The sequence below is a fragment of the Streptomyces sp. AHU1 genome (assembly GCF_045343905.1).
Lineage (GTDB): Bacteria > Actinomycetota > Actinomycetes > Streptomycetales > Streptomycetaceae > Streptomyces > Streptomyces triticiradicis.
Map to the genome: position 1 here is coordinate 4,033,745 of NZ_CP174283.1, position 23,800 is coordinate 4,057,544.

General features: G+C 73.8%; 22 protein-coding genes. 13 read left to right on the top strand and 9 right to left on the bottom strand.

Features of this window, described 5'->3' with window-relative positions:
* Positions 1-104: 104 nt before the first annotated feature.
* Complete coding sequence (locus ACICHK_RS18000) at positions 105-296, top strand: hypothetical protein (RefSeq protein WP_406837718.1); 192 nt, start codon at positions 105-107, stop codon at positions 294-296.
* A 252-nt stretch (positions 297-548) separates the two neighbouring features.
* Positions 549-728, top strand: a complete 180-nt coding sequence (locus tag ACICHK_RS18005) for a hypothetical protein (RefSeq protein WP_151469334.1) — start codon at positions 549-551, stop codon at positions 726-728.
* Between the two features lie 347 nt (positions 729-1,075).
* On the opposite strand, the gene ACICHK_RS18010 is transcribed toward ACICHK_RS18005, so the two are convergent.
* A complete protein-coding gene (locus tag ACICHK_RS18010; RefSeq protein WP_406837719.1) occupies positions 1,076-2,740 on the bottom strand; it encodes a fatty acid--CoA ligase family protein in 1,665 nt (554 codons plus the stop codon).
* Between the two features lie 98 nt (positions 2,741-2,838).
* Between ACICHK_RS18010 and ACICHK_RS18015 the strand changes: the two genes are divergently transcribed.
* The 3 genes from ACICHK_RS18015 to ACICHK_RS18025 all read left to right on the top strand — a co-directional run bounded on the left by ACICHK_RS18015 (position 2,839) and on the right by ACICHK_RS18025 (position 5,363).
* Positions 2,839-3,987 (top strand): lipid-transfer protein, encoded by a 1,149-nt coding sequence (locus ACICHK_RS18015; protein WP_406837720.1) that lies wholly within the window; start codon positions 2,839-2,841, stop codon positions 3,985-3,987.
* A gap of 111 nt (positions 3,988-4,098) precedes the next feature.
* Positions 4,099-4,524, top strand: coding sequence for a Zn-ribbon domain-containing OB-fold protein (locus ACICHK_RS18020; RefSeq protein ID WP_406841252.1), 426 nt, complete (start codon positions 4,099-4,101; stop codon positions 4,522-4,524).
* 80 nt (positions 4,525-4,604) lie between these two features.
* Positions 4,605-5,363 (top strand): enoyl-CoA hydratase/isomerase family protein, encoded by a 759-nt coding sequence (locus tag ACICHK_RS18025; protein WP_406841253.1) that lies wholly within the window; start codon positions 4,605-4,607, stop codon positions 5,361-5,363.
* 248 nt (positions 5,364-5,611) lie between these two features.
* Here ACICHK_RS18025 and ACICHK_RS18030 read toward each other — a convergent pair whose 3' ends face one another.
* Together ACICHK_RS18030 and ACICHK_RS18035 are read right to left on the bottom strand one after the other, a co-directional pair.
* A complete protein-coding gene (locus ACICHK_RS18030; protein ID WP_406837721.1) occupies positions 5,612-7,939 on the bottom strand; it encodes a PQQ-binding-like beta-propeller repeat protein in 2,328 nt (775 codons plus the stop codon).
* Positions 7,940-8,331: 392 nt separating this feature from the next.
* Complete coding sequence (locus tag ACICHK_RS18035) at positions 8,332-9,066, bottom strand: VOC family protein (RefSeq protein ID WP_406837722.1); 735 nt, start codon at positions 9,064-9,066, stop codon at positions 8,332-8,334.
* A gap of 479 nt (positions 9,067-9,545) precedes the next feature.
* Between ACICHK_RS18035 and ACICHK_RS18040 the strand changes: the two genes are divergently transcribed.
* A complete protein-coding gene (locus ACICHK_RS18040) occupies positions 9,546-10,193 on the top strand; it encodes a TetR family transcriptional regulator (RefSeq protein ID WP_103554393.1) in 648 nt (215 codons plus the stop codon).
* 142 nt (positions 10,194-10,335) lie between these two features.
* On the opposite strand, the gene ACICHK_RS18045 is transcribed toward ACICHK_RS18040, so the two are convergent.
* Together ACICHK_RS18045 and ACICHK_RS18050 are read right to left on the bottom strand one after the other, a co-directional pair.
* Positions 10,336-10,848 carry a nitroreductase family deazaflavin-dependent oxidoreductase gene (locus ACICHK_RS18045; RefSeq protein ID WP_406837723.1) on the bottom strand — a complete coding sequence of 171 codons (513 nt, stop codon included), beginning with the start codon at positions 10,846-10,848 and terminating at the stop codon, positions 10,336-10,338.
* A gap of 80 nt (positions 10,849-10,928) precedes the next feature.
* A complete protein-coding gene (locus ACICHK_RS18050; protein ID WP_406837724.1) occupies positions 10,929-12,116 on the bottom strand; it encodes an acyl-CoA dehydrogenase family protein in 1,188 nt (395 codons plus the stop codon).
* Positions 12,117-12,253: 137 nt separating this feature from the next.
* Between ACICHK_RS18050 and ACICHK_RS18055 the strand changes: the two genes are divergently transcribed.
* Together ACICHK_RS18055 and ACICHK_RS18060 are read left to right on the top strand one after the other, a co-directional pair.
* A complete protein-coding gene (locus tag ACICHK_RS18055; protein ID WP_406837725.1) occupies positions 12,254-13,447 on the top strand; it encodes a thiolase C-terminal domain-containing protein in 1,194 nt (397 codons plus the stop codon).
* Positions 13,448-13,566: 119 nt separating this feature from the next.
* Positions 13,567-14,223 (top strand): pyridoxal 5'-phosphate synthase, encoded by a 657-nt coding sequence (locus tag ACICHK_RS18060; RefSeq protein WP_406837726.1) that lies wholly within the window; start codon positions 13,567-13,569, stop codon positions 14,221-14,223.
* A 54-nt stretch (positions 14,224-14,277) separates the two neighbouring features.
* Here the strand turns inward: ACICHK_RS18060 and ACICHK_RS18065 are convergent, their stop codons facing one another.
* Positions 14,278-15,153: a GNAT family N-acetyltransferase gene (locus ACICHK_RS18065; protein WP_406837727.1), complete on the bottom strand. Its 876-nt coding sequence runs from the start codon at positions 15,151-15,153 to the stop codon at positions 14,278-14,280.
* A 90-nt stretch (positions 15,154-15,243) separates the two neighbouring features.
* Between ACICHK_RS18065 and ACICHK_RS18070 the strand changes: the two genes are divergently transcribed.
* The gene (locus ACICHK_RS18070) at positions 15,244-15,843 is read left to right on the top strand and encodes a GNAT family N-acetyltransferase (protein ID WP_406837728.1); all 600 of its coding nucleotides are present in this window, start codon (positions 15,244-15,246) and stop codon (positions 15,841-15,843) included.
* Between the two features lie 36 nt (positions 15,844-15,879).
* Here ACICHK_RS18070 and ACICHK_RS18075 read toward each other — a convergent pair whose 3' ends face one another.
* Both ACICHK_RS18075 and ACICHK_RS18080 read right to left on the bottom strand, forming a co-directional pair.
* The gene (locus ACICHK_RS18075) at positions 15,880-16,287 is read right to left on the bottom strand and encodes a Zn-ribbon domain-containing OB-fold protein (protein WP_406837729.1); all 408 of its coding nucleotides are present in this window, start codon (positions 16,285-16,287) and stop codon (positions 15,880-15,882) included.
* Complete coding sequence (locus tag ACICHK_RS18080; RefSeq protein ID WP_406837730.1) at positions 16,284-16,736, bottom strand: DoxX family protein; 453 nt, start codon at positions 16,734-16,736, stop codon at positions 16,284-16,286. Before ACICHK_RS18080 ends, ACICHK_RS18075 begins: the two co-directional genes overlap by 4 nt.
* A 329-nt stretch (positions 16,737-17,065) precedes the next feature.
* Between ACICHK_RS18080 and ACICHK_RS18085 the strand changes: the two genes are divergently transcribed.
* From ACICHK_RS18085 to ACICHK_RS18095, 3 genes are all read left to right on the top strand, one after another.
* Entirely contained in the window at positions 17,066-18,262 is a 1,197-nt protein-coding gene (locus tag ACICHK_RS18085) for a flavin-containing monooxygenase (RefSeq protein ID WP_406837731.1), read from the top strand.
* A 397-nt stretch (positions 18,263-18,659) separates the two neighbouring features.
* Positions 18,660-20,885, top strand: a complete 2,226-nt coding sequence (locus ACICHK_RS18090) for an acetate--CoA ligase family protein (protein ID WP_406837732.1) — start codon at positions 18,660-18,662, stop codon at positions 20,883-20,885.
* A 53-nt stretch (positions 20,886-20,938) separates the two neighbouring features.
* Positions 20,939-21,751: an enoyl-CoA hydratase/isomerase family protein gene (locus ACICHK_RS18095; RefSeq protein WP_406837733.1), complete on the top strand. Its 813-nt coding sequence runs from the start codon at positions 20,939-20,941 to the stop codon at positions 21,749-21,751.
* 218 nt (positions 21,752-21,969) lie between these two features.
* Here the strand turns inward: ACICHK_RS18095 and ACICHK_RS18100 are convergent, their stop codons facing one another.
* Entirely contained in the window at positions 21,970-22,938 is a 969-nt protein-coding gene (locus ACICHK_RS18100; RefSeq protein ID WP_406837734.1) for a hypothetical protein, read from the bottom strand.
* A gap of 173 nt (positions 22,939-23,111) precedes the next feature.
* Here ACICHK_RS18100 and ACICHK_RS18105 point away from each other — a divergent pair, with 173 nt between their 5' ends.
* The gene (locus ACICHK_RS18105; protein ID WP_406837735.1) at positions 23,112-23,735 is read left to right on the top strand and encodes a flavin reductase family protein; all 624 of its coding nucleotides are present in this window, start codon (positions 23,112-23,114) and stop codon (positions 23,733-23,735) included.
* The last annotated feature ends 65 nt before the right edge of the window (positions 23,736-23,800 follow it).

Consider the following 23,800-nt stretch of genomic DNA (forward strand, 5'->3'; position numbering starts at 1 on the left):
CCGGTTCGGGCCTGGTGAACGGTACAACCCCCGGGACCCCCCGGAGGTCGTTCGAAGTGATCGAAGTTTGCCTACGGGGCGAAAGCCCGCTGGAGGGACGGTCATTGCTCTCGACGCCGGAACCGGACGCCACGGCCGAAGCCGTTCACGAAGCCATGCTGGCGCACCCGGAGGAGGACGTGACCGCTCTCGCCGCGCGACTGGACCTGACCGGGGACCAGGTGCGCTCGGCGCTCGACCGCCTCAGCGAACTCGCCCTGGTGCACCCCTCCTCCGACCCGGTGTCCCTCGGGTGATCCGTCCGCCGGCCGGTCCGAGGGCCGTCCCGGGACCTCATAGGCGTTTGCGGACCGGGGCGTTCATCGTTCGTTTATCGCCGCCCGGCAGTCTCTGTGTTGTCGATCCGTCGCGTCGGGGGGCAGGCGGGACGACCTGAGGCCGTAGCACTAAGGTATCGGCCCCGAGTACCCGTCCGGCGGCCCACGGGGGAGCTGCCGGACGGGCTGCTCCAGCCAACGCACCACAGAACTGTCAGGGGGACAGTCACCATGAGCGACAACAACAGCACCGACAACATCCACGCCACGGACGAGCCGACCGGCGGGACCTCCACGGACAACATCCACGCCACGAGCGAGCCGCTCACCGGCAAGAACCCGATCACCAAGGACGACGGCACCGGCGACGCCTCGACGGACAACATCCACGCGACGGACGAGCCGGTCTAAGTCCCACCTGGGGGGGCGGACTTACACCACACGGGGATCGACCGCGGCGGCGCGGAGGGGGAGCCGCCGCGGTCGCCGTGTGTCCGGGGCCGCGGCGCCGGGCTAGGGCCTGTCGTTTGGATCAGGCGGCATGGAGACGCGGTGCCTTGTCGACTGGGCCGAGCGGGGCAGGGTGCGTGCAGCTGCAAGGCGGAGGAGGGCGACGACGCGGTGGGGGCACCTCCCGGCCGAAGGCTGGGGGACGTCGGCAACCGACGACAACGCCGCTGGGGGTCCCCCCTGCTCGAAGAGCTCGGGGGAGTGCGTGCCCTGCCCCGCGTACCGCCGCATGATCCAAACGACAGGCCCTAACGCCCCCGCAGTTCCCCCTTCACCACCTTCCCGCTCGCGTTGCGGGGCAGTGCGGTGACGAAGGCGATCGTGCGGGGCACCTTGTAGTTGGCCATCTCGCGGCGGGACCAGGCGATGAGCTCGTCGGCCGTGAGGGCGGAGTGCGGGCGGCGGACCACGTAGGCCCTGCCGACCTCGCCCAGGCGGCTGTCCGGCACGCCGATCACCGCCACGTCGGCGACCTCGGGGTGCAGGCCGAGCAGTTGCTCGATCTCCGCCGGGTAGGCGTTGAAGCCGCCGACGATGAACATGTCCTTGATCCGGTCGGTGATGCGCAGGTTGCCCCCGGTGTCGAGGACGCCCACGTCACCCGTGCGCAGCCAGCCGTCCGGCGTCAGGACCTCCGCGGTGGCCGCCGCGTCCTCGAAGTAGCCGCCCATCACGTTGAAGCCGCGGACCAGGACCTCACCGGGGGAGCCGGGGGCCGCGGGGGCTCCCGAGGGGTCCACCACCCGTACCTCGGTGCCCGGGATCGCCCGCCCCGAGGTCGAGGCGATCACCGCCGGCGGGTCACCCCTGCGGCACATGGTGACGATGCCGCTCGCCTCGGAGAGGCCGTACGCCGTCAGGACCGTGTCCACGCCGAGTTCCGTGCGCAGGCGCTCGACCAGGCGCAGCGGGACCACCGCGGCACCGGTCACCACCAGCCGCAGCGCGGAGAGGTCGTGGGTGTCGCGGGCGGGGTGGTCGAGGAGGGACTGGTGGAGGGTGGGCGGGCCGGGGAGGACGGAGACGCGTTCCGCGGCCACGTTCGCGAGCACCGTGTCCACGTCGAACACCGGCTGCGGGACCATCGTCGCCCCGCGCATCAGACAGGCGATGATCCCGGCCTTGTAGCCGAAGGTGTGGAAGAAGGGGTTCACGATCAGATAGCGGTCGCCCTCGCGCAGACCGGCAAGGTCGCTCCAGATCTCGTAGCCGCGCAGGGTCTGGGCGTGCGTGATCAGGGCGCCCTTCGGCCGACCCGTGGTGCCCGAGGTGAAGATGATGTCCGAGGGGGAGGCGCCGGACACACCGGCTCCGCGACGGCGCACCTCGTCCCGCCCCACCCCCTCCCCGTCCGCCAGGAAGTCCTTCCACGTGCGGAAGTCGGCGGGAGCGTCGTCCGCGAGGACCACCACCTGCTCCAGGTGCGGGAGGCCGGGGAGCGGGCCGGGTCCGGCGCCGGGGAGCGGACCGGTGCCGGGGGCGGGGAGCGGACCGGTGCCGGGGGCGGGGTCCGTTCCCGGCTGCTCCCCCGCCGCCCGGCGCAGCGCCGCCACGTACGAGGTGCCGAGGAACGTTCCCGTCACGAACAGCAGCCTCGCCCGGCTCCTGGCCAGTACGTACACCGCCTCGGCACCCTTGAAGCGGGTGTTGAGGGGGACCAGGACCGCTCCCGCGGACACCGCTCCGAGGGCGGAGACGATCCAGTCGAGGGTGTTCGGGGCCCAGACGGCCACGCGGTCGCCCACGCGGACACCGCTCGCCATGCAGGCCGCGGCCGCGCGCTCCACCCGGGCGCCCAGCTCCGCGTAGGAGACGCTCGTCCGGCCCTCGACGACCGCCTCGCGGTCCGCGAAGCGGTCCGCCGCCCACCGCACCAGCCCCGGGACGCCGCCCCACTCCAGGTCACCGCGCATCGAGCACCTCCCGCCGGAACACCACTAGCTGACTGTCCGTCAGATTAGCTGTAGCCTGACGGACTGTCAGCAGCCGGGACCGTGCGCGGAGGTCGCCCATGCCAGGGATCAAGGACGCCACAGCCGTAGTCGGGATCGGCCAGACCGCCTTCGCGAAACGGCTCCCGGAGTCCGAGAAGACGTTGGCCTGCCGCGCGATCCTCGCCGCCCTGGACGACGCCGGCATCGCGCCCGCCGAGGTCGACGCCCTCGCCTCCTACACCATGGAGGAGACCGACGAGGTCGAGGTCGCCAAGTCCGTCGGACTCGGCGACCTCACCTTCTTCAGCAAGGTCGGTTACGGGGGCGGGGGTTCCTGCGCCACCGTCGCGCACCTCGCCGCCGCCGTCGCCGCCGGCCAGGCGACGGTGGGCGTGGCCTGGCGCTCGCGCAAGCGGGGCAGCGGGCCGCGCCCCTGGAGGAACACGGCCGTGCAGCTGCCCACCCCGGCCCAGTGGACCCGGCCCTTCGGACTGCTGCGGCCCGCCGACGAGATCGGCGTGCTCGCGCGCCGGTACATGCACGAGTACGGGGCGACCCGCGACCACCTCTTCAACGTGGCGCTGGCCTGCCGCAACCGCGCCAACCAGAACCCGGCCGCGATGATGTACGAACGCCCGCTGACCCGCGAGATGTACATGACCGCCCGCTGGATCAGCGAGCCGCTCTGCCTCTTCGACAACTGCCTGGAGACGGACGGCGCGCTCGCCTGCGTGATCGTGTCCGCCGAGCGCGCCCGCGACTGCCGGCAGCGGCCCGTCTACGTCCACTCCGCCGCCCAGGGCCTGCCCGCCCAGCACCACGGGATGGTCAACTACTGGAACGACGACCCGCTCACCGGACCCGCCTGGACCGCCGCCCGGCACCTGTGGAAGCACGCCGACCTCACCCCCGAGGACGTGGACGTGGCGCAGATCTACGATGCGTTCACGCCCCTGATACCCCTCTCGCTGGAGGGGTACGGCTTCTGCGGCCGCGGGGAGGGCGCGGCCTTCACGGAGGGCGGGGCGCTGGAGATCGGCGGACGGCTGCCCCTCAACACCGGGGGCGGCGGGCTCAGCGAGGCCTACGTGCACGGCTTCAACCTCATCAACGAGGGCGTGAAGCAGCTGCGGGGCACGAGCACGGCGCAGGTGCCGGGGGCGGCGACCTGTCTGGTCACGGCGGGGGAAGGCGTCCCGACCTCCGCACTCCTGCTGAGGAACTGAGGAGCCGGGATGACGGACATCACCGAAACCACCGAGACCGCCCGGACCACCGGGACGGCCAGGACCACCGGGACCACCAGGACCGCCGGGACGGACCGCGTGGACGAGCCCCTGCTGTCCCCCGTCCCCGACGACGACGGGGCGCCCTTCTGGCGGTACGCCGCCCGGGGCGAACTCCGCGTCCAGGCCTGCGCCGACTGCGGCGAACTCCGTTTCCCGCCGCGCCCCTGCTGCCCGCACTGCCACTCCTTCGCGGACGAGTGGCGCAGGACGAGCGGGCGGGGCCGGATCTGGTCGTACGTCGTCGCGCACCCGCCGCTCCTTCCCGCCTACGCGGCGTTGGCCCCGTACGCCGTGATCGTGGTGGAGCTGGACGAGGCGCCGCGGATACGGCTGGCCGGGAACCTGGTGAGCGGGCCGGACGGGGCCGTCGGCTCCGTTCCGCCGGGGCGGATCCGGATCGGGGCACGGGTGCAGGCGGTGTTCGCCGAGGTGAACGGCGTGACGGTGCCGCGCTGGGTCCTGGAGCGGGTGTGAGCGGGGCGGGGGCGGGGCCGGAGGGCGCCGCTCGCGCGGCCCGTACGGGCGCGGGAGGGGCGACGGGCGGCGGACTCGCGGTGAGCGTCGACAAGGACACCGGGGTCGCCGTCCTCACGCTCGACCGGCCGGACCGGCTCAACGCCGTCGATCTCGCCACGGCCGCCGAACTGGCCGCCGCCTGGCGGGCGTTCCGGTTCGACGACACCGTACGGGCGGTCGTCGTCACCGGCGCGGGACGGCGGGCCTTCTGCACCGGGATCGACCGCGCCGCCGACGTGCCGCAGCCCGGCTCCCCCTACATGGTGGACGATCCGCTCGCCACGATCGGGCCGAAGGCCAACGACCTGTGGAAGCCGGTGATCGCCGCCGTGAACGGGATCGCCTGCGGCGGCGCCTTCTACCTGCTGGGCGAGTCGGAGTTCGTCGTGGCCGACGAGGAGGCGTCCTTCTTCGACCCGCACACGACGTACGGGATGGTCAGCGCGTACGAGTCCGTCTACCTCGCGCAGCGGATGCCGTTCGGGGAGGTGGCGCGCATGGCGCTGATGGGGACCGCCGAGCGGGTCTCGGCGCGGCGGGCGTACGAGGTGGGGCTGGTGTCCGAACTCGCCCCGCCGGGAGGGTCGTTGGCGGCGGCCGTCGCGTGTGCGGAGGTCATCGCGTCCTACCCGGCCGAGGCCGTCCAGGGGACCGTGCGGGCGCTGTGGCAGGCGCAGGAGGCGACCCGCGCGGCGGCCCTGGCGCACGCCCCCCAGCTCGTGTCCCTCGGGAACCTGCCGGGCGAGCGGCAGGCGGAACTGTTCTCGGCGCGCAGGCCGGGGTTCCGGCTGCGCTGAGGACGCTCCGGACCTCGGACGGCCGCGCCGGCCCTCCGCCGGGCCCGGCGGCCGTGGCGGACACCAGGAACGCTCGAGGCCGGCGGGAGCGGGCCGGGCCGTTCCTCGCTCCGTGTGGCGGACCGGTCACGCCGGGCGTAGCCTCGCAGCCGGAGCGGCTTCCGCAGGCCGTCCGCGCGAACGACGGCCGCCGTCCGGAGCCCCTTCCGTGCCCGGTACGGCGGCCGTCGCAGGGGTCGCGGGCCCTCTCACGTGGTGCGCGCGGTCCCGGTGCCCTTCTCCGCGTCCAGCGCGTACACGCAGCGGTCCTTGCTGCACGCGTACACGACGCCGTCCTTGACCACGGGCGCCCCGGTGATCTCGCCACCGGTGGCCAGCTTCCAGCGCAGGCGCCCGTCGTCGGCCTTCAGGGTGTACAGGAGGTGGTCCGTGGAGCCGAAGTGGATACGGCCCTCGGCCACCACCGGAGCGCCGACCAGGTCGCCCCCGGCCTGGAAGCGCCACTTCGGGGTGCCGGTGACGGCGTCCAGCGTGTACAGGCCCTTGCCGCTGCCCACGTGGACGTGTCCGGCGGCCACGAGGACCGGCTCGGCGGAGGCGCGGGACTCGGTGGCGATGCGCCAGCGGTCGCGGCCGTCGGTCGCGTCGAGGGCGTACACCGTGCCGAGGTAGTCGGCGAGGTAGACGCCGCCGCCCGTCACCGCCGGGCCCGGGACGAAGGTGGGCGGGCTGAGGAAGACGGCCGGTGCCTCGAAGTGCCAGCGGACGTGACCGCCGGCCACGTCGATCGCGAGGACGCGGGTGCCCGCGCAGATGTAGACGTAGCCGTCGGGCGCGTGGGTCAGACGGACCGGTACGCCGCCGCAGGAGGCCGCGTCACCGATCGGGTACGACCAGCGCTCCTCGCCCGTACGGGCCTCCAGGGCGCGCAGCCGCGCGTCCTTCCACACGTACACCGTGCCGTCGTGGACCGCCGGACCGGCCTCCGGGGACTCGAAGTCCGTCTGGGCGCCGCTGATCTCCCACAGCTTCTGGCCGTTGGCGGCCTCCCAGGCCTGGACGCCGCCCCCGCGGGTGCCGGTGACGACCGTCCCGCGGTCGGCCTGCAGGGAGTAGATCCAGGCGTCCGTGGACAGGCGCCACAGGTCCGCGCCCTCCCTGGCCTCCAGCGCGTACAGCGTCGGCCCGTCGGACGCGTGGATGCGGCCGTCCGCCACCGCCATCGACCAGGCCACGTCACGGGTCTTGAAACGGCGCCGGCCGGTCGCGACGTCGAGGGCGTGGACCTCGAAGGAGGTGACGTAGACGAGGTCGTCGGCGACCGAGGGGGTGCCCCACACGTCGTTCGACATGCGGAAACGCCAGGGGCGCCAGCCCGTCGTCGTGTCCGGCGCCGGGGGCGCGGGCACCGGCGCCGGTTCGGCGCCGTTCACGCCGACGCGCGGCCGGGACCAGGACGCCGCGAGCCCGGCCTCCGGCGGCGGCGCCTTCACGGCCGCCGCGCGGGCGTCGACGACCCGCGGACCGGGGCCGATGGGCACCTTGCCGCCCGCGAGGCGCACGGGTCCGGTGTCGGGCGCTCCCACGGGCACCGCCGGGGCGTGCGAGGGGGGCGGGGGCAGCGCGGGGCGCCCGCCGCCGCTGCGTCCGCCTCCCGAGGCCGGCTGCTTGACCGGCGGGCGGCCGCCGCGACGCGTCTCGATCAGGCTCACCGCGCGCTCGGGCAGCCACGCGGAGGCCGTACCGCTGTCGTCGGAGCCGGAGCCGAAGAGGTGGGGGGCGAGCTGGGCCTGGAGGTCGGCCGGGTTGGGCCGGGCCGTGGCGTCCATCTGCATGCAGGACTCGATGAGCGGGCGCAGCTCGTCGGGCAGGCCTTCGAGGTCCGGGCCCTCGCGGAGCAGCATGAAGACCGTCTCGACGGGGTTGGCGCCGTGGTAGGGGGCGTGCCCGGTGGCCGCGAAGACGAGCATCGAGCCGAGCGAGAACACGTCGCTCGCGCCGGTGACGCTGCGCGAGTCCTTGGCCTGCTCGGGCGACATGTAGGCGGGGGTGCCCACGGCGACGTTGGTCATGGTCAGACGGGTGTTCGAGACGCCGGACGCGATGCCGAAGTCGATCACGCGCGGCCCGTCCTCGACGACGAGGACGTTCGACGGCTTCAGGTCGCGGTGGACGAGCCCGGCGCCGTGGATCGACTGCAGCGCCTCCGCGACACCGGCCGCCAGCCAGCGCACCGCCTGGGCCGGGAGCGGCCCGCACTCGTTCACTATCTCCTCGAGCGAGGGCGCGGGCACGTAGGCGGTGGCGAGCCACGGCACCGCGGCACGGGCGTCGGCGTCGACCACGGCCGCCGTGTAGAAGCCCGACACGGCGCGGGCCGCCTCGACCTCGCGCGAGAAGCGGACCCGGAACAACTGGTCCTCGGCGAGCTCGGTCCTGACCGTCTTGATCGCCACGCGCCGGCCGGAGGCCGAACGCGCGAGATAGACCAGCCCCATGCCGCCGGCACCCAGCCGGCCCAGCACCTCGAACGGCCCGATCCGGCGCGGATCGTGCTGCGTCAGCTGATCCACCACTTGCCTGCCACCTCCCCGTACGGGTCACGTCATCCACGTATGAACGCGGCCCAGTGCAGCGTCTCACCACCGCACCGCCATGGCGGCACGCACCCCGATTCTTCCTGGCCGAGCCGCCTGTTGCGAACCCGGGGGCGGATCGGGGTGTCTCGTGACAAAACAGCCGCCCCGGCAGGAGTACGGCCGCCGGGGCGCCACGGTTCAGGGCCGAAATGCGCCCCTCACCCCAGAAGTACCCCGCCCCGCGCCCCGGAAGTGCCGTCCCTCACGTCGAATCGCCGCGCCCCTCACCGCGGAAGCGTTTCGGTCTGTTCCCCCGAAGCCTCCCCGGCGCCTTCCGCCGGTGCAACCCCCTCACCTCCGGAACGACGTCACGCCTGGTCACGCCACCGTCACCGTTCGAGCAACGCGAACGACGCACCCTGATTGTCCGTGACGACGGCCACCCGTCCGTACGACGTGTCGAAGGGTGTCACCTGGACCCGGCCCCCGAGCCTGTTCACCGTCCCGAGTGTCTCCTCGCAGTCCTCGACACCGAAGTGGACGAGGAAATGGGGCGGCATCTCGGCCGGAAAGACACCCGACACGGGAACGCGGCCGAAATCGGGGGTCGCGCCGGGCCCGAACAGCGCGTCGTGGAACAGGGCACCGTAGAAACGGTCGACCGTCGTGGTGTCGCGCGCGTACAGCTCGGCCCAGCAGAACGTGCGGCGCTCGTGGCGCCTGGCGAAGCCGGTGTGGGTGCCGGGCTGCCAGAGGCCGAAGACGGCGCCCTCCGGGTCGGTGGCGAGGGCGGCCGTGCCCAGCTCGCCCGACAGGCCGACCGCCGCGGGCACGGAGATGACCCGGCCGCCCGCCTCCGTGATCCGACGGGTGAGCGCCACGGCGTCCGTGGTCGCGAAGTACACCGTCCACACGGTGGGCATCCGCCCGTCCAGCTTGGGCGTGAGCGCCGCGACCGGTTCGCCGTCCAGCTCCGCCCAGCCCACCGGGCCGGGGTCCTCGGAGAACGTCCAGCCGAAGAGCTCGCCGTAGAAGCGCTTGCCCGCCTCCACGTCGGGAAGCTGCGCGTCGACCCAGCAGGGCACGCCCTCGGAGAACCCGGCGACAACGGCTGATTCGGCCATGCGGCCAAGCTAACGGCCCTTTCGGCATCCCGCAGGGCGTGCGCGCCTGCTCCGGTGACGCCCCGTCCCTGCTCAGGGGCCCCGTACGGGGAACACGGGCGCTTTTCCGGAGCGGGGTGCGCACGAAATGCGCGCACCCTTCCCGGAGCCCGCCCGAGAACGCGTACGCCCTTTCCCGGAGCCCGCCCGGGGATCACGGAGCCCCTTTCCCCTTCCCCGGCGCCTGGAATGCGGGCGGCCTTTCCCGCGGCCTGCCGTCGGACGCCCGCCCGCACGGGTTCCCGCTCCCGCGGGAGCGGCGCGGGGACCGCGCACCGGTCCGCGCGCCTCCTCCAGGAGCGCCGGAGAACCCCCGGAACCCCTGGTGAACCCCCCGCCACCCCCCTTCCGAACCCCCGTCGAACCCCCGCGTCGTACGGCCGCACCCCATTTGCAGTCGGCCGAATCGCGCTCCGATCACCCCTCGGTAAGCTGACGGCATGACAGGACAAGTGCGTACCGTCGACGGCCGCGTGGCCGGACGGCGTGGGCAGGCGACCCGGCAGAAGCTGCTCGACTGCCTCAGCGAGATGCTCAGCTCATCGCCCTACCGGGACGTCAAAGTCATCGACGTCGCCCGGAAGGCAGGCACTTCACCGGCGACCTTCTACCAGTACTTCCCGGACGTCGAAGGCGCCGTTCTGGAGATCGCCGAGCAAATGGCCGCGGAGGGCGCCGGGTTGACCCAGCTGCTCGAAGGCCGTTCCTGGGTCGGCAAGGCGGGCTGGCAGACCGCGCAGGAACTCGTCGACGGATTCCTGGAGTTCTGGCGGAAGAACGACGCGATCCTGCGCGTCGTCGATCTCGGTGCCGCCGAGGGGGACAAGCGGTTCTACAAGATCCGCATGAAGATCCTGAACTCCGTGAACAACTCCCTCACGGATTCCGTCACCGAACTCCAGGCCAAGGGAAAGGTCGACAAGGACGTGAACCCGGCCGCGATGGCCGGTTCCCTCGTCGCCATGCTCGCGGCGGTCGCCTCGCACCAGAAGGGGTTCCAGTCCTGGGGCGTCAAGCAGGCCGAACTCAAGCCGAACCTCGCGCTGTTGGTGTACCTGGGCGTGACCGGGAAGAAGCCGACGAAGTAGATTCCCGCGTCCGAACGCCCAGCTCCTGTCATGCGGGCGGCGGTTCGCCCCGGAGACACTCCGGCGGACCGCCGCCCGCTGCGCTGTACGGACGGCGGGAACCGGGCGGCACGGCCCGTCCGCTCGTCCGGCCGAACCGGGCCTACCCCTCCTCGGGACCGTCGGACACCGGCCTGCGCACGATCCTGAAGAGCCGTATCTCCCGGTCCACCCGGGCCTGGTAGGTGGCGTACGGCGGCCAGAAGGCCAGCACCGCCTTCCAGACCGCGTCCCTCTCCTCGCCCGTCAGGAGCCGGGCGGTCACGGGGACGTCCTCGCCCTTCCAGTTGACGACGGCGTCGGGGTGGGCCAGCAGGTTCGCGGTCCAGGCGGGATGGCCGGCGCGGCCGAAGTTGGACCCGACGAGGATCCAGCCGGTCCCCTCCGCGCCCGGGGCGCCGCCCTCCGGCATGCAGGCCAGCGGGGTACGGCGCTCCAGACCGCTCCTGGCACCGCGCGCGGTCAGGACGACCCCCGGCAGCATCTGGGCGCTGAGCAGCACCTTCCCGCGCGTGAGCCGGTGCACGGCGCGGTCGAGGGCCGGTACGAGGTGAGGGGCCGCCCTGGCGAACGCCCGGGTGGAGGACACCTTCTGCACCAGCCGCACACCGGGCACCCTCCTCGCCCCGGTCCCCGTCGCCGCCCTCTTGCCGTCTCCCGTGCCGCTCCCCGTCCGCGAACGCCCGGCCGCCGCCATCAGACCGTCACCTCTCCGCCGTCGAAGAGACGCGCCGCGTCGGCCGCGTGCGCGCGCAGCCGGTGGACGGGGCCGAAGAGCAGTTCGTCGCCGGACGCGCGCTTGAAGTAGAGATGGGCCTCGTGCTCCCAGGTGAAGCCGATGCCTCCGTGCAGCTGGACGCCCTCGGAGGCGGCGGTGCGCAGCGCCTCCAGCGCCTGGGCCAGCGCGAGGGCGCCCACGCGTTCGCCGCCCCTCCCGGTGGCCCAGGCCGCGTAGTACGCCGCCGAGCGGGCCGACTGCACGCCCACGTACACGTCCGCGAGCCGGTGCTTGACCGCCTGGAAGGAGCCGATCGCCCGCCCGAACTGCTCGCGCCTGCCGACGTGTTCGACGGTGCGCTCCAGCGCGCGGTCGGCGGCGCCCACGGCCTCCACGGCGAGGACGGCGGCGGCGGCGTCCCCGGTGGCGGCCAGCGCCGCGGGCACGTCGGCGTGGTCGTCGCCCAGCAATTCGGCCTCCACGTGCCGCAGTTCGAGCCGCGCCTGCGGCCGGGTCGGGTCCAGGGCGGTCTGCCGCGTGCGGACGAGCCCGTCGGCGTCGCCCCGCACCAGGAACAGCAGCGTCCGCGACCGCGCGAACCCGCCGGTGTGCGCGGCCACCACCAGCAGCCCGGCGCTGTGCCCGTCGAGCACCTGCGCCGCCTGCCCGTAGAGCCGCCAGGCGCCGTCCGCGCGGCGCGCCTGGACACCCCCGGCGCGGCCGCCGCCGGCCCAGTCGCCGCGGTTGTCACCGGCCAGCCCGAGGGCGGTGGCCAGGCCCGCGCCGGGGACCGCGAGGGCGGCCGTCAGCGCGCCCGAGGCCAGCGACGGCAGCAGTGCGGTGCGCTGCGCCCCGGTACCGAGGGCCAGGATCAGCGGGGCGGCGAGGACGGCGGTCGACAGCAGCGGCGAGGGGGCGAGGGCGCGGCCCGACTCCTCGCAGGCGAGGGCGAGTTCCGTCATCGAGCAGCCGACCCCGCCGTACGTCTCGGGGAGGGCGAGTCCGGGCAGTCCGAGCCGCAGCGCGAGGCTCTCCCAGAGCGCCGGGTCGTAGCCCGCCGGGGTCCGTTCGGCGGCCCGCAGCTCCTGCGGACCGCAGCGTTTGACCAGCACCTCCCGCAGGGTGCGGCGGATCTCCTCCTGCTCCGCGGTGAGCCGGGCGTCCATGGGCGGGCTCCTCCCTCGTCGGGGGGCTGATCGGGACAAGCCGATCTGGCGGGCCGTCATGTTAGGGCGGAGGCCCCCAGATGCACAGGGGTGCGACCACTCCCGGCGGGACAGTCATCTGATGTACCGTCAGATTCATGACGCATGCCACACCGGGCCGCGGTCGTCGCAAGGTCGCCGTCGTCGGCGCCTCCCTGTCCGACTGCGGCCGCGTGGACGAGGCGACCCCGTACGCGCTGCACGCCCAGGCCGCGCGCCGCGCGCTGGCCGACTCCGGCCTGGACCGCTCGGTGGTCGACGGGATCGCGTCGGCGGGGCTCGGCACCCTCGCGCCGGCCGAGGTGGCCGAGTACCTGGGGCTGCGGCCCACCTGGGTCGACTCGACCTCGGTCGGCGGGTCCGCCTGGGAGGTCATGGCGGCCCACGCGGCCGACGCCGTCGCGGCGGGCCACGCGAACGCCGTCCTGCTCGTCTACGGCTCCACCGCCCGCGCCGACATCAGGGCGGGCCGCCGCACGGGCGACCTGTCGTTCGGCACCCGGGGCCCCCTGCAGTTCGAGGCCCCGTACGGCCACACGCTGATCGCCAAGTACGCGATGGCCGCGCGCCGCCACATGCACACCTACGGCACCACGCTCGAACAGCTCGCCTCGGTGGCGGTCCAGGCCCGCGCGAACGCGGCCCGCAACCCGGAGGCGATGTTCCGCACCCCGGTCACCATCGACGAGGTCCTGTCGGGGCCGATGATCGCGGACCCCTTCACCAAGCTGCACTGCTGCATCCGCTCCGACGGCGGCGCGGCGGTGCTGCTGGCGGCCGAGGAGTACGTGCGCGACTGCCGTACGGCCCCGGTGTGGGTGCTCGGGACCGGCGAGCACGTCTCCCACACCACCATGTCCGAGTGGGCGGACTTCACCGTCTCCCCGGCGGCGGTGAGCGGCCGGCTCGCCTTCGAGCGGGCCGGGGTGCGCCCGGCGGAGATCGACTTCGCCGAGATCTACGACGCCTTCACCTACATGACCCTCGTGACCCTGGAGGACCTCGGCTTCTGCGCCAAGGGCGAGGGCGGCGCCTTCGTGGACGCGGCGAAGGGACGGCTCCTGGTGGGCGGGGAACTGCCGGTGAACACGGACGGGGGCGGTCTTTCGGCCCAGCACCCGGGCATGCGCGGTCTGTTCCTGCTCGTGGAGGCCGTACGGCAGCTGCGGGGCGACCTCCCGGACGGACGGCAGGTGCGGCGCCCCGACGGAAGCCTGCCCGAGCTGGCGGTGGCGTCCGGGACGGGAGGCTGGTTCTGCTCGTCGGGGACGGTGGTGCTGGGACGGGGATGAGGAGGCGTCGCACCCGGGCCGCCCACCCCCGGCCCGAGGAACCGGTCCGCCAGGAACCGGTCCGCCAGGAACCGGGGCACCAGGGCCCCGGCGAAGGCGCCCCGGGTGATACTCGGGACATGGAACCGGATCTTCATGAGCTGCTGAGATCACTGCGGGTGTGGGACACGGAGCTGCCCGGCTTCACCCCCGAGGAGGCCCCGGCGGAGCCGCTGACCCTGTTCACCCGGTGGTTCGCGGAGGCGGTGGCGGCCGGGCAGCCCGAGCCGCACACGATGACGCTCGCGACGGCCGGCGAGGACGGGCTGCCCGACGTCCGGACGGTGATGCTGCACGGCGCGGACGAGGAGGGCTGGGCGTTCGCCTCGCACGTGACGAGCCGCAAGGGACGCCAGCTCGCCGCCCGTCCCTACGCCGCCCTCGGCTTCTACTGGCCCGCCCAGGGGCGCCAGATCCGGCTCCGCGGCCCGGTCACGGTCGCGTCGCCCGAGGAGAGCCAGGCGGACCTGCACGCCCGCTCCACCGGCGCGCTGGCCGCCGCCCTGGTGGGCCGCCAGAGCGAGGTCCTGCCCTCGCGGGCCGAGCTGGACCGGGCCTCGGACGCGGCCTGGGAACGGGCCGAGAGCTCCCCGGACTCCCCCGCCCCCACCTGGACCCTCTACCGCCTCCGCCCGGACGAGGTGGAGTTCTTCCAGGGCGACGCCCGCCGCCGCCACGCCCGCCTCGTCTACCGCCGCACGGATCCCGGCTGGACCACCGAGCTGTTGTGGCCGTGAAACCGGCGACCGCGCCCCGAGGCCGCCCCGGACACCCGCCCCGGGTGTCCGGCCCTACCCGTCGTACGTGAAGTCGTACGACGCGAAGTCGGAGACGGGGCGGTAGCCGATGCGCCGGTACAGGCCGTTGCTGGTCGGATTGGCGAGGTCGGTGAAGAGCAGCACCTCCTGGACGCCGGAGGCGGCCGCGGCGCGGCTCACCTCGGCGGTGACGGCACCGGCGTACCCCCGGCCGCGCAGGTGGGCCGGGGTGTAGACGGGGCCGATCCTCAGCTGTCCGGCGACCGGCGGGGTCGCGCCCGCCATGGCGACGGGGGTGCCCTCGGGGTCCTCCCAGAGGGTGATGCCGCCGTAGGAGATCCGGTCGTCGGCCCAGGCCCCGGGGTCGCGGCGGTGCGCGCCTTCACCGATGGCCCCGGCGAACTCCGCGTACCAGCGGGCGAGCAGGTCCCGGTCGCCCTCGTCGGCGACCCGGGGACGGCCGGTCGGCGCGGGCTCGGGCGCCGACAGCTCGCCGAGCCGATACAGCCGCTCGCCGCGGAACAGCACGGACCGCGCTCCGGTCCGCCGCCCCCAGGCCCCGGCGAAGGCCTCGACGGTGTCCGTGTCGGCGGAGACCCCGGGCACCTCGACCTCCGCGTCCGCGAGCAGCGCGGCGAGCGCCTGCGCGCCCCGCTCGTCCAACGGGGTGAGGTTCAGCCGGTACGGCGGCGTACGGAAGAAGGCCGCGCGGACCACCCCGTCCCGTTCCAGGGCCCCGAAGACCGGCGCGCTCTCCCCGTACCGGCTCATCCCCCGTCTGTGCAGCCCGTCCGTCACGGTCAGCGCGACGGTGTGCTGCGCGGGCCGCGAGCGGAGGAAGTCTCCGGCCAGGGCGAGAAACGCGTCGAGATCGTGGGTGAGCCGCCAGTCGTACGTCACGGAGGTCATGTCCGATGATCCCGTGGGGCCACCGCGCCGTACCTCCGAATTTCGGCATGCGGGAGTGACCCGTGAGCCTGAAGGGGCTTGAATGGCTGGATGGCCGACGTCCGTCTGCAGTTCTCCGTCCAGCCCGAACCCGAGCTGACCGGCCTCGGTCTGCGGCTCCGCCCCTGGGACCCGGAGTCCGACGCCGACGTGTCGGCGTATCTGCGCGGGCTGGCCGATCCCGAGTTCCAGCGCTGGAACACCCCGCTCAGGTTCGTCCGGGACATCGACTCCGCCCGTGAGGCGCTGCGGACCCGCGTCGCGGCGGCGACGAGCGGCACCGGGTTCTCCTTCTGCGTCACCGACGCCGGGACCGGCGGGACGCTGGGGCACATCGGCGTCAACGAGATCGACCACGTCATGAGCTGCGCCCGCGTCGGCTACTGGGTCCTCCCGGAGTCCCGCGGCCGCCGGGTCGCCACCCGCGCCCTCACCCTCGCGGCCCGCTACGGCTTCACCGGCCTCGCCCTGCACCGCCTCGACCTGGGCCACGCCGTGGGCCACGAGGCGTCCTGCCGGATCGCCGAACGCTGCGGGTTCCGGCACGAGGGGACGCTGCGCGGCGCGATGTTCGAGGCCGGCCGCCATGACGCGTTCCGCGACGTGCACCTGCACGGACGGCTGGCGACGGACCCGGAGCCGGCGGAGTAGGGCCGGGCGAGCCGGGAACCATGAGTCCGGAGAGGGTCACCCGCGGGCCGGCGACACGGGCCGGAACACGGGGATCCCCGCCCGGAAGGCCACCGCCAGCTCCATCCCGATCCGCAGGGCCGCCTCCTCGCACCCGATCACCTCGGTCATCATCCGGGGCCCCTCCGCGAGGTCGACGACGGCGGCGGCGTAGGGCACGCGCCCGCCGAACGGCGGCAGGTCGTTGCGGTGGACGACCGACCAGGTGTAGAGCGTGGCGCGCCCGCTCGCGGGACGCCAGCTCACGTCCTCGCTCCAGCAGTGCGGGCAGAACTCCCGGGGGTAGTGGTGGGCGCGGTCGCAGGCCGCGCAGTGCCGGACCAGCAGCCGCCCCTCGGCCGCCGCGTCCCAGTACGTCCGGGTGAAGGCGTCCGCCTCCGGAACGTCGAACCCGCCGCCGCTCACCGGAAGAGTCCGAGGGCGTCGTCCAGGGACCACGTCTGCCAGGCCATCCCGAACAGCGCGACGGCCGAGACCAGCGCCATCATCGCGTTCTGCCCCTGTTCCGCCCAGTCGTGGATCATGAGGGTGAAGTAGAGGGCGTTGAGGAGCAGGCCCGCGACCAGCGCGACGGGAGTCAGCAGTCCGGCCACCAGTCCGAGACCCAGCGCCAGCTCCGCGTACACGACGACGTACGCCATCACCCTGGGCCGCGGGGCGACGATCGTGTCGAACCCCGACCGCACGGCGTTCCACCGGTGCCTGGAAGCGACGTCCGCCGCCCACGCGATCCCGGTCCCGCGCTCGAACCAGCCCTTCTTGTCCTTGTGCCGCCAGCTCTCGAGCCACCACAGCCCGAGCCCGATACGGAGCACGGCCAGCCACTCCGCCCCGCCGAGCCAGATCGTGTCCATGGCCGAACCTCCCGCAGGGGAAACGCATCTGACGGAACGTCAGTTTCAGTCTCGGGAGACGCCCGCGCAAGAGGCCGGCGACGGCCGCCCGGAACGGGACGATCACCACCCCCTCCCGAGGGGCGCGTGGAGCCACCCCCCGCGCTCCCGCAGAAGACGTACACCCCGACGCCCACCTGCGGCGACAACACGCTTTCCCCACATCCCCATCACGCCGAAGTGACCTACGCCACCGGGTCCACCCACCCCTCCCACAGTCGTGACCAGTTCGCAACCGATTCCCCTCTTGACCGAGACCTATCAAGCAAAGCCGTGATTACGCTCGCGCTATGGCCGACTCGACTGCTTCCACGACCTCCCGCACGGTGCCCTCCCACGAGGACCGCCCCGTGTACGTGATCGGAGGCGGCCCCGGGGGACTCGCGGCGGCGTACGCGCTGCGCGCCCGGGGCGTGCGGGCCGTCGTGCTGGAGAAGTCGGACCAGGTCGGCGCGTCCTGGCGGAACCACTACGACCGGCTGCACCTGCACACCACCCGGCGGCTGTCCGCGCTGCCGGGGCTGCCGATGCCGCGCTCGTTCGGCCGGTGGGTGGCACGTGACAACGTGGTGCGCTACCTGGAGAAGTACGCCGAGCACCACGGCCTGGAGATCGTCACGGGTGTCGAGGTCTCCCGCGTCGAGCCCGCCCCGGACGGCGGCTGGCTGCTGCACGCCACCGGCGGACGGGAGCTGACCGGCAGCGCGGTGGTCGTCGCGACCGGCTACAACCACACCCCGCGCGTCCCCGACTGGACGGGCCGCGACACCTACACCGGCGAGCTGCTGCACGCCGGCGAGTACCGCAACCCCGCCCCCTACGCGGGCCGCGACGTCCTGGTCGTCGGCATCGGCAACACCGGCGCCGAGATCGCCGCGGACCTGGCCGAGGGCGGCGCCTCGCGCGTACGGCTGTCCGTCCGCACCGCGCCGCACATCCTGCGCCGCTCGACGGCGGGCTGGGCCGCGCAGTACACGGGCATAGCCGTACGACGGCTGCCGGTGCGCCTCGTGGACGCGCTGGCCGGACCGGTGGGCCGGCTGAGCGTGCCCGACCTGTCGGCGCACGGCCTGCCGCGCCCCGCCACCGGGCTCTACTCCCGCGTCAACGAGGGCTCCATCCCCGTCCAGGACGTCGGCATCATCGACGCCGTCCGCAAGGGGAAGGTCGAGATCGTGGCCGCGGTCGAGGGGTTCGAGGACGACAAGGCCGTCCTCGCCGACGGGAACCGGATCGCCCCGGACGCGGTGATCACCGCGACCGGATACACGCGGGCCCTGGAGGGCATGGTCGGTCACCTCGACGTGCTCGACGGCCGTGGGCACCCGGTCGTGCACGGCGGGCGCACCCCGAAGAACGCGCCCGGCCTGTACTTCACCGGTTTCACCAACCCCATCAGCGGCATGTTCCGCGAACTCGCCCTGGACGCCGAGAAGATCGCGAAGTCCGTAGCCCGCCACGCCGCCAAGTCCCGCCCCACCGGCTGACGCACGGGCACCCCTGCCCACCCCCGGCGATCGCGCCCAGGCCCAAGCAGGTTTTCGCCCCCTCCGCCCCTACCCTTCCCGTCCCTGGGGCTCCGCCCCAGACCCCGCTCCTCAAACGCCGGAGGGGCTGGATCTTGCAGTCGGCATCCGGCGGAAGGGGCCGTGCCGGTACATCGATGCCCGTCGCCACCGACGCCCACTCCTCACCCGACAGCGACGGGCTGATGCACCGGCACGGCCCCGACCCCCCACCGGACCACACCCGTGTTCCCCCGCCCCCCACACCGGGTACCTAACAGAAGCCCGCCCTGCACAACGGTTCCTGACACGACGTCAGTTAAGTAATCTGACAGAGCGTCAGTTATCCATTGGCTGTCACACAGGAGCGGGCGGACCGATGCTTGGATCAACCCACGGCACCCTCACCACCGACTCCCGCCGGGCCAGGGTCATCGCCTGCGGCGAGCAGCCCTCCCCCGTCGTGCACGGACGCCCGGCCGACGTCGACGACCTGGACGTCAGCGGTCGCCCGCTGTACGCCGCCGTACCCGATCTGGACCGCTTCTTCCGCCCCGAGTCCGTGGCCGTCATCGGTGCCTCGGACGCCGAGGGGCGGCCGAACACCGGGATCACCCGCCAGCTCATCGCCTGGGCCGAACGGGTCGGCGCCCGGCTCCACCCGGTGCACCCCACCCGCCGGGCGGTCTTCGGACTCCCCTGCCTCCCGTCCGTGGCCGACCTGCCGGAACAGGTGGACCTCGCGGTGCTCCTCGTCGGCGACCCCCTCCCGGTGATCGCCGAACTCGCCGAGGCCAAGGTGAAGTTCGCGGTCGCGTTCGCGTCCGGCTTCGCCGAGACGGGAGCCGAGGGCGCCGCAGCGCAGGCCCGCCTCGCCGACGCCGTACGCGGCACCGGCGTACGTCTGCTCGGCCCCAACACCAACCTCAACGCGTTCGAGAACTTCCGCGACGACCTCGACGGCCCCGCGGTCGCCCTCATCACCCAGTCCGGCCACCAGGGCCGGCCGGTGTTCGCGATGCAGCAACTGGGCGTCCGTCTCTCCCACTGGGCGCCCACCGGCAACGAGGCCGACCTGGAGACCGCGGACTTCATCTCCTACTTCTCCGAGCGCCCCGAGGTCGGCGCCATCGCCTGCTACGTCGAGGGCCTCAAGGACGGCCGCTCCTTCCTGCTCGCCGCCGACCGCGCCGCCCGCCGCAAGGTGCCCGTCGTCGCCGTCAAGGTCGGCCGCACCGAGACCGGCGCCCGCACCGCCGCCTCCCACACCGGCAAGCTGACCGGCGCCGACGCGGTGGTGGACGCGGCGATGCGGCAGTACGGCGTGATCCGCGTCGACGGACTCGACGAACTCCAGGACACCGCGGCCCTGTTGGCGCGGGCCCGCACACCGCTGGCCGACGGGGTCGTCGTCTATTCGATCTCGGGCGGCACGGGCGCGCACTTCGCGGACCTGGCGACCGAGGCGGGCCTCGACCTGCCGGTCCTCTCGGAGGCCAAGCAGGCCGAGCTGCACACCTGGATACCGGACTACCTGAACGTCGCGAACCCGGTCGACAACGGCGGGCACCCGGTCGGCGACTGGCGCGGCCGGAAGATCATCGACGCGATCCTCGCCGACCCCGCCGTGGGCGTGCTGATCTGCCCGATCACCGGACCCTTCCCGCCCATGAGCGACAAGCTGGCGCAGGATCTCGTGGACGCGGCGGAACAGACGGACAAGCTGGTGTGCGTGGTGTGGGGATCGCCGGTCGGCACGGAGGCGGCGTACCGCGAGACCCTGCTCGGGTCGTCCCGGGTCGCCACCTTCCGTACGTTCGCCAACTGCATCACCGCCGTCCGCGCCCATCTCGACCACGCCCGGTTCACCGCCGCCTACCGCTCGCCCTTCGACGAGGCCCCGCGCACCCCGTCGCCCTCCTTCCGCAAGGCGCAGGCCCTGATGCGTCCGGGCCAGCAGCTGAGCGAGCACGGGGCCAAGCAGCTGCTGCGGGCGTACGGGATCCGCGTACCGCGCGAGCAGCTCGTGACCAGCGCGGCGGCGGCCGTGCGGGCGGCGAGCCAGGTCGGCTACCCGGTGGTCATGAAGGCCTCCGGCGCGCAGATCGCCCACAAGACCGAACTCGGCCTGGTCAAGATCGGGCTGACCTCCGCCAGCCAGGTCCGTGACGCCTATCGCGAGCTGACCGACATCGCCCGCTACGAGGGCATCTCCCTCGACGGGGTCCTGGTCTGCCAGATGGTCGAGCGGGGCGTCGAGATGGTCGTCGGGGTCACGCACGACCAGCTCTTCGGACCGACCGTCACCGTCGGGCTCGGCGGGGTCCTCGTCGAGGTGCTGCGGGACGCCGCCGTGCGCGTGCCGCCGTTCGGCGACGACCAGGCGCGGGCCATGCTGTCGGAACTCCGCGGCCGGGCCCTGCTCGACGGAGTGCGCGGGGGCCCGCCGGTGGACGTGGACGCGCTGGTCGAGGTCGTGATCCGGGTCCAGCGCATGGCGCTCGAACTCGGTGACCAGATCGCGGAGCTGGACATCAACCCGCTGATGGTGCTGCCCCGGGGACAGGGTGCCGTGGCCCTGGACGCGCTGGTGCTGTGCCGCTGAACCGCCCCGGCCGTGCGCCCTCACCCGCACCCCGTACGAAACGGAGCACGCCCATGACCGACTCCGCCGAGAAGCCCCTCGCCTCATCGATACGCCACACCACCGACAACGCGGTCTCGTGGATCACCCTCGACCGGCCCGAGGCGATGAACGCGCTCACCCGGGACCAGCGCGAGCGCGTGATCGAGCTGCTCGCGGCCGCGTCCGCCGACCCCGCCGTACGGGCCGTGGTCATCACGGCCACCGGGCGCGGTTTCTGCGCGGGAGCGGATCTGCGGGGCGGCCCCGCCGCCGGGGAGCGGGTGCCGGGCGATGTCGCCCGCACCATCCGGCTGGGCGCGCAGCGCCTGATCGCCGCCGTCCTCGACTGCGAGAAACCGGTGATCGCGGCGGTCAACGGCACGGCGGCCGGGATCGGCGCGCACCTCGCCTTCGCCTGCGACCTGGTCGTCGCGGCCGAACCGGCCCGGTTCATCGAGGTGTTCGTGCGCCGCGGTCTCGTACCGGACGGCGGCGGGGCCTATCTGCTGCCCCGCCTCGTCGGCCCGCAGCGGGCCAAGGAGCTGATGTTCTTCGGCGACGCGCTGAGCGCCGCGGACGCCGAACGGATCGGCCTCGTCAACAGGGTCGTACCGCCCGGGGAGTTGGAGAAGACGGCCCGCGCCTGGGCCGAGCGGCTGGCGGCCGGACCCACCCGTGCCCTCGCCCTCACCAAGCAGCTGGTCAACGCCTCCCTCGACACCGACCGCGCCGCCGCCTTCGCCGCGGAGGCGGCGGCGCAGGAGATCAACATGACGACGCTGGACGCCGACGAGGGCGTGACGAGCTTCGTGGACCGCCGCGTCCCCCGCTTCGAGGGCCGCTGACGATCCGAACCCGGCGCACCCGAGCCACCACGCACCCGCAGCCGGGATCCGGCGGGAGGGGCCGTGCCGGTACATCGAATGCCCGCAGGCCGGACGGATCAGAACCCACCCGCACCTCTCGACCCCGCTGGGATCCGTCCGGATGCGGGCGGATGTACCGGCACGGCCCCGACCCACCCACCGGCCGGACCCGGCTCGGCGCGGAGGCGGCGCCCGCTTCACCCCCGCCGCAATATCCGCAGGTCCCCCGCGTCGGGGTCACCGAAGAGGACGAAGAGTTCCGGACGGGCCTCGGTGCCGCCGATCGTCCAGTACGTGTCGTGGCCGCAGTCGCCGACGCGGACGACCACGCCGTCCCGCCGCTCGGAAACGGGTCCGTCGGCGTACGGGTCGTAGCGGCCGGCGGTGTCCAGGAACCACTTGCCGACGCCGTCGCAGCGCGTGAACTCCTTGGTGGTCACGTCCCCGAACTCGGGCTGGGCGGGCACGGCGGAGAGCTCGGCCCGGCCGTCGGTGCGCAGCCGCAGCACCGCCCCGTGATCGCCGCGCCAGACACCGGTGAGCCGGTCGGCGCCGAGCTTCGGGGGTTCGTACTCCCGGATGAGCCCCGTGGCCAGGCCCGCCGCGCCCGCCGCCGCGACCAGCGCGCACAGCCCGAGGGCCACGAGCGCCGAGCGGAGCCGGACGCGCCCGTCCTCCGGTGGACGTCCGGTGGCGCGTTCGCGCCGTCGCGCCCGGGCGAGACCCAGCGCGGGCGGGACCCCCGACACGGCGAGCAGCACGGCCTCGGCGCCGGTGGGCGCGGGGCCGGGGAGGGCGACCGCGAGCGCGGCCCAGAACGTGCCGAGCAGCAGGACGAAGCCCGTGTGCCAGGCGCCCTCGGGGCCGGGGGCGCGGCGGCGCGCCAGCCGGGCGAGCGTGGCCGCCGGCATCGTGCAGGCCACCGTGTGCAGCAGGCCCAGGGCGGCGAGCAGGGGCGGTCCGAGGACCAGCACGCACAGCAGCCCGACGGCGGCGGGCACGCCGCCGAGACCCGCGCCGTGGTGGTCGTCGTCGAACGTCCCGACCCACCGGACCGCGACGACGACCGCGAACTGCGCCGCGCAGATCGCGGCGGCGAGGTTCACCTCCGCACCGGTCCACGCCGTCCGGGGGCGCGTGGGCCTCCCGGAGTTCCCCGACCTCATGAGGCGAAAGATACGCGGGCGAAACACGACGTGCCGCAAGAGGTTCCCGCCACCCCGTCGAACCGCTCCCCTCCTCCTCCCGGACCCCGGACCCCGGACCTCGAACCCCCAGACCCCCAGCCCCTGCGAGCCCCTTCCTATCTGACATACCGTCAGCTTCAATGGTGGATGTGATGGGACACGCAGGGATGGCGGCCGCCGCCGTCCGCTACCTCAGGTCAGCCGGGGCCCCCACCGTCGCGGGGCCCGTCGAGGCATTGCCGCGCCCGGACCTGCGCGCGGTCGGCGAGGACGAGCGGGCGCCGGTCGATCCGGCCCGGTTCCGGCGCGTACTGGGGCACTTCGCGACCGGGGTGACCGTCGTGACGGCACCGGCCGTCGCCGCCGGGGACCCCGCGGGCCCGGCCGGCTTCGCCTGCCAGTCGTTCGCCTCGCTCTCCCTCGATCCTCCGCTGGTCTGCTTCATGGTCGGCCGTACGTCCACGACCTGGCCGCGGATCGCGCGTGCGGGGGCCTTCTGCGTCAACGTGCTCGGCGCGCACCAGGGAGAGTTGTGCCGCGGCTTCGCGGTGAGCGGCGCGGACAAGTTCGCCGGGGTGGTGTACGACGCCGCTCCGGTGTCCGGCTCCCCGCGCCTCGCGGGCGCCGCGGCCTGGATCGACTGCGCGGTCCACGCGGTGCACACCGGAGGGGACCACCTGATCGTGGTGGGCCGGGTGGACGCCCTCGGCGCGAGCGACGACGAGGGCGCGGACGTGCCGCCGCTGCTCTTCCACCGGGGCCGCTTCCTCACCTGACGCAGGCGGGACCCACGAGACGAGACCGGCCCCACCCAACCCGACACAAGACCAGCCCCCCACCC

What these genes read in the sequence shown, in the direction of transcription:
- ACICHK_RS18005 (WP_151469334.1), top strand. Translation starts at nt 549, where the DNA reads ATGAGCGACAACAACAGCACCGACAACATCCACGCCACGGACGAGCCG.
- ACICHK_RS18010 (WP_406837719.1), bottom strand. Translation starts at nt 2,740, where the DNA reads ATGCGCGGTGACCTGGAGTGGGGCGGCGTCCCGGGGCTGGTGCGGTGG.
- ACICHK_RS18015 (WP_406837720.1), top strand. Translation starts at nt 2,839, where the DNA reads ATGCCAGGGATCAAGGACGCCACAGCCGTAGTCGGGATCGGCCAGACC.
- ACICHK_RS18035 (WP_406837722.1), bottom strand. Translation starts at nt 9,066, where the DNA reads ATGGCCGAATCAGCCGTTGTCGCCGGGTTCTCCGAGGGCGTGCCCTGC.
- ACICHK_RS18040 (WP_103554393.1), top strand. Translation starts at nt 9,546, where the DNA reads ATGACAGGACAAGTGCGTACCGTCGACGGCCGCGTGGCCGGACGGCGT.
- ACICHK_RS18050 (WP_406837724.1), bottom strand. Translation starts at nt 12,116, where the DNA reads ATGGACGCCCGGCTCACCGCGGAGCAGGAGGAGATCCGCCGCACCCTG.
- ACICHK_RS18055 (WP_406837725.1), top strand. Translation starts at nt 12,254, where the DNA reads ATGACGCATGCCACACCGGGCCGCGGTCGTCGCAAGGTCGCCGTCGTC.
- ACICHK_RS18060 (WP_406837726.1), top strand. Translation starts at nt 13,567, where the DNA reads ATGGAACCGGATCTTCATGAGCTGCTGAGATCACTGCGGGTGTGGGAC.
- ACICHK_RS18065 (WP_406837727.1), bottom strand. Translation starts at nt 15,153, where the DNA reads ATGACCTCCGTGACGTACGACTGGCGGCTCACCCACGATCTCGACGCG.
- ACICHK_RS18070 (WP_406837728.1), top strand. Translation starts at nt 15,244, where the DNA reads ATGGCCGACGTCCGTCTGCAGTTCTCCGTCCAGCCCGAACCCGAGCTG.
- ACICHK_RS18080 (WP_406837730.1), bottom strand. Translation starts at nt 16,736, where the DNA reads ATGGACACGATCTGGCTCGGCGGGGCGGAGTGGCTGGCCGTGCTCCGT.
- ACICHK_RS18085 (WP_406837731.1), top strand. Translation starts at nt 17,066, where the DNA reads ATGGCCGACTCGACTGCTTCCACGACCTCCCGCACGGTGCCCTCCCAC.
- ACICHK_RS18090 (WP_406837732.1), top strand. Translation starts at nt 18,660, where the DNA reads ATGCTTGGATCAACCCACGGCACCCTCACCACCGACTCCCGCCGGGCC.
- ACICHK_RS18095 (WP_406837733.1), top strand. Translation starts at nt 20,939, where the DNA reads ATGACCGACTCCGCCGAGAAGCCCCTCGCCTCATCGATACGCCACACC.
- ACICHK_RS18100 (WP_406837734.1), bottom strand. Translation starts at nt 22,938, where the DNA reads ATGAGGTCGGGGAACTCCGGGAGGCCCACGCGCCCCCGGACGGCGTGG.
- ACICHK_RS18105 (WP_406837735.1), top strand. Translation starts at nt 23,112, where the DNA reads ATGGGACACGCAGGGATGGCGGCCGCCGCCGTCCGCTACCTCAGGTCA.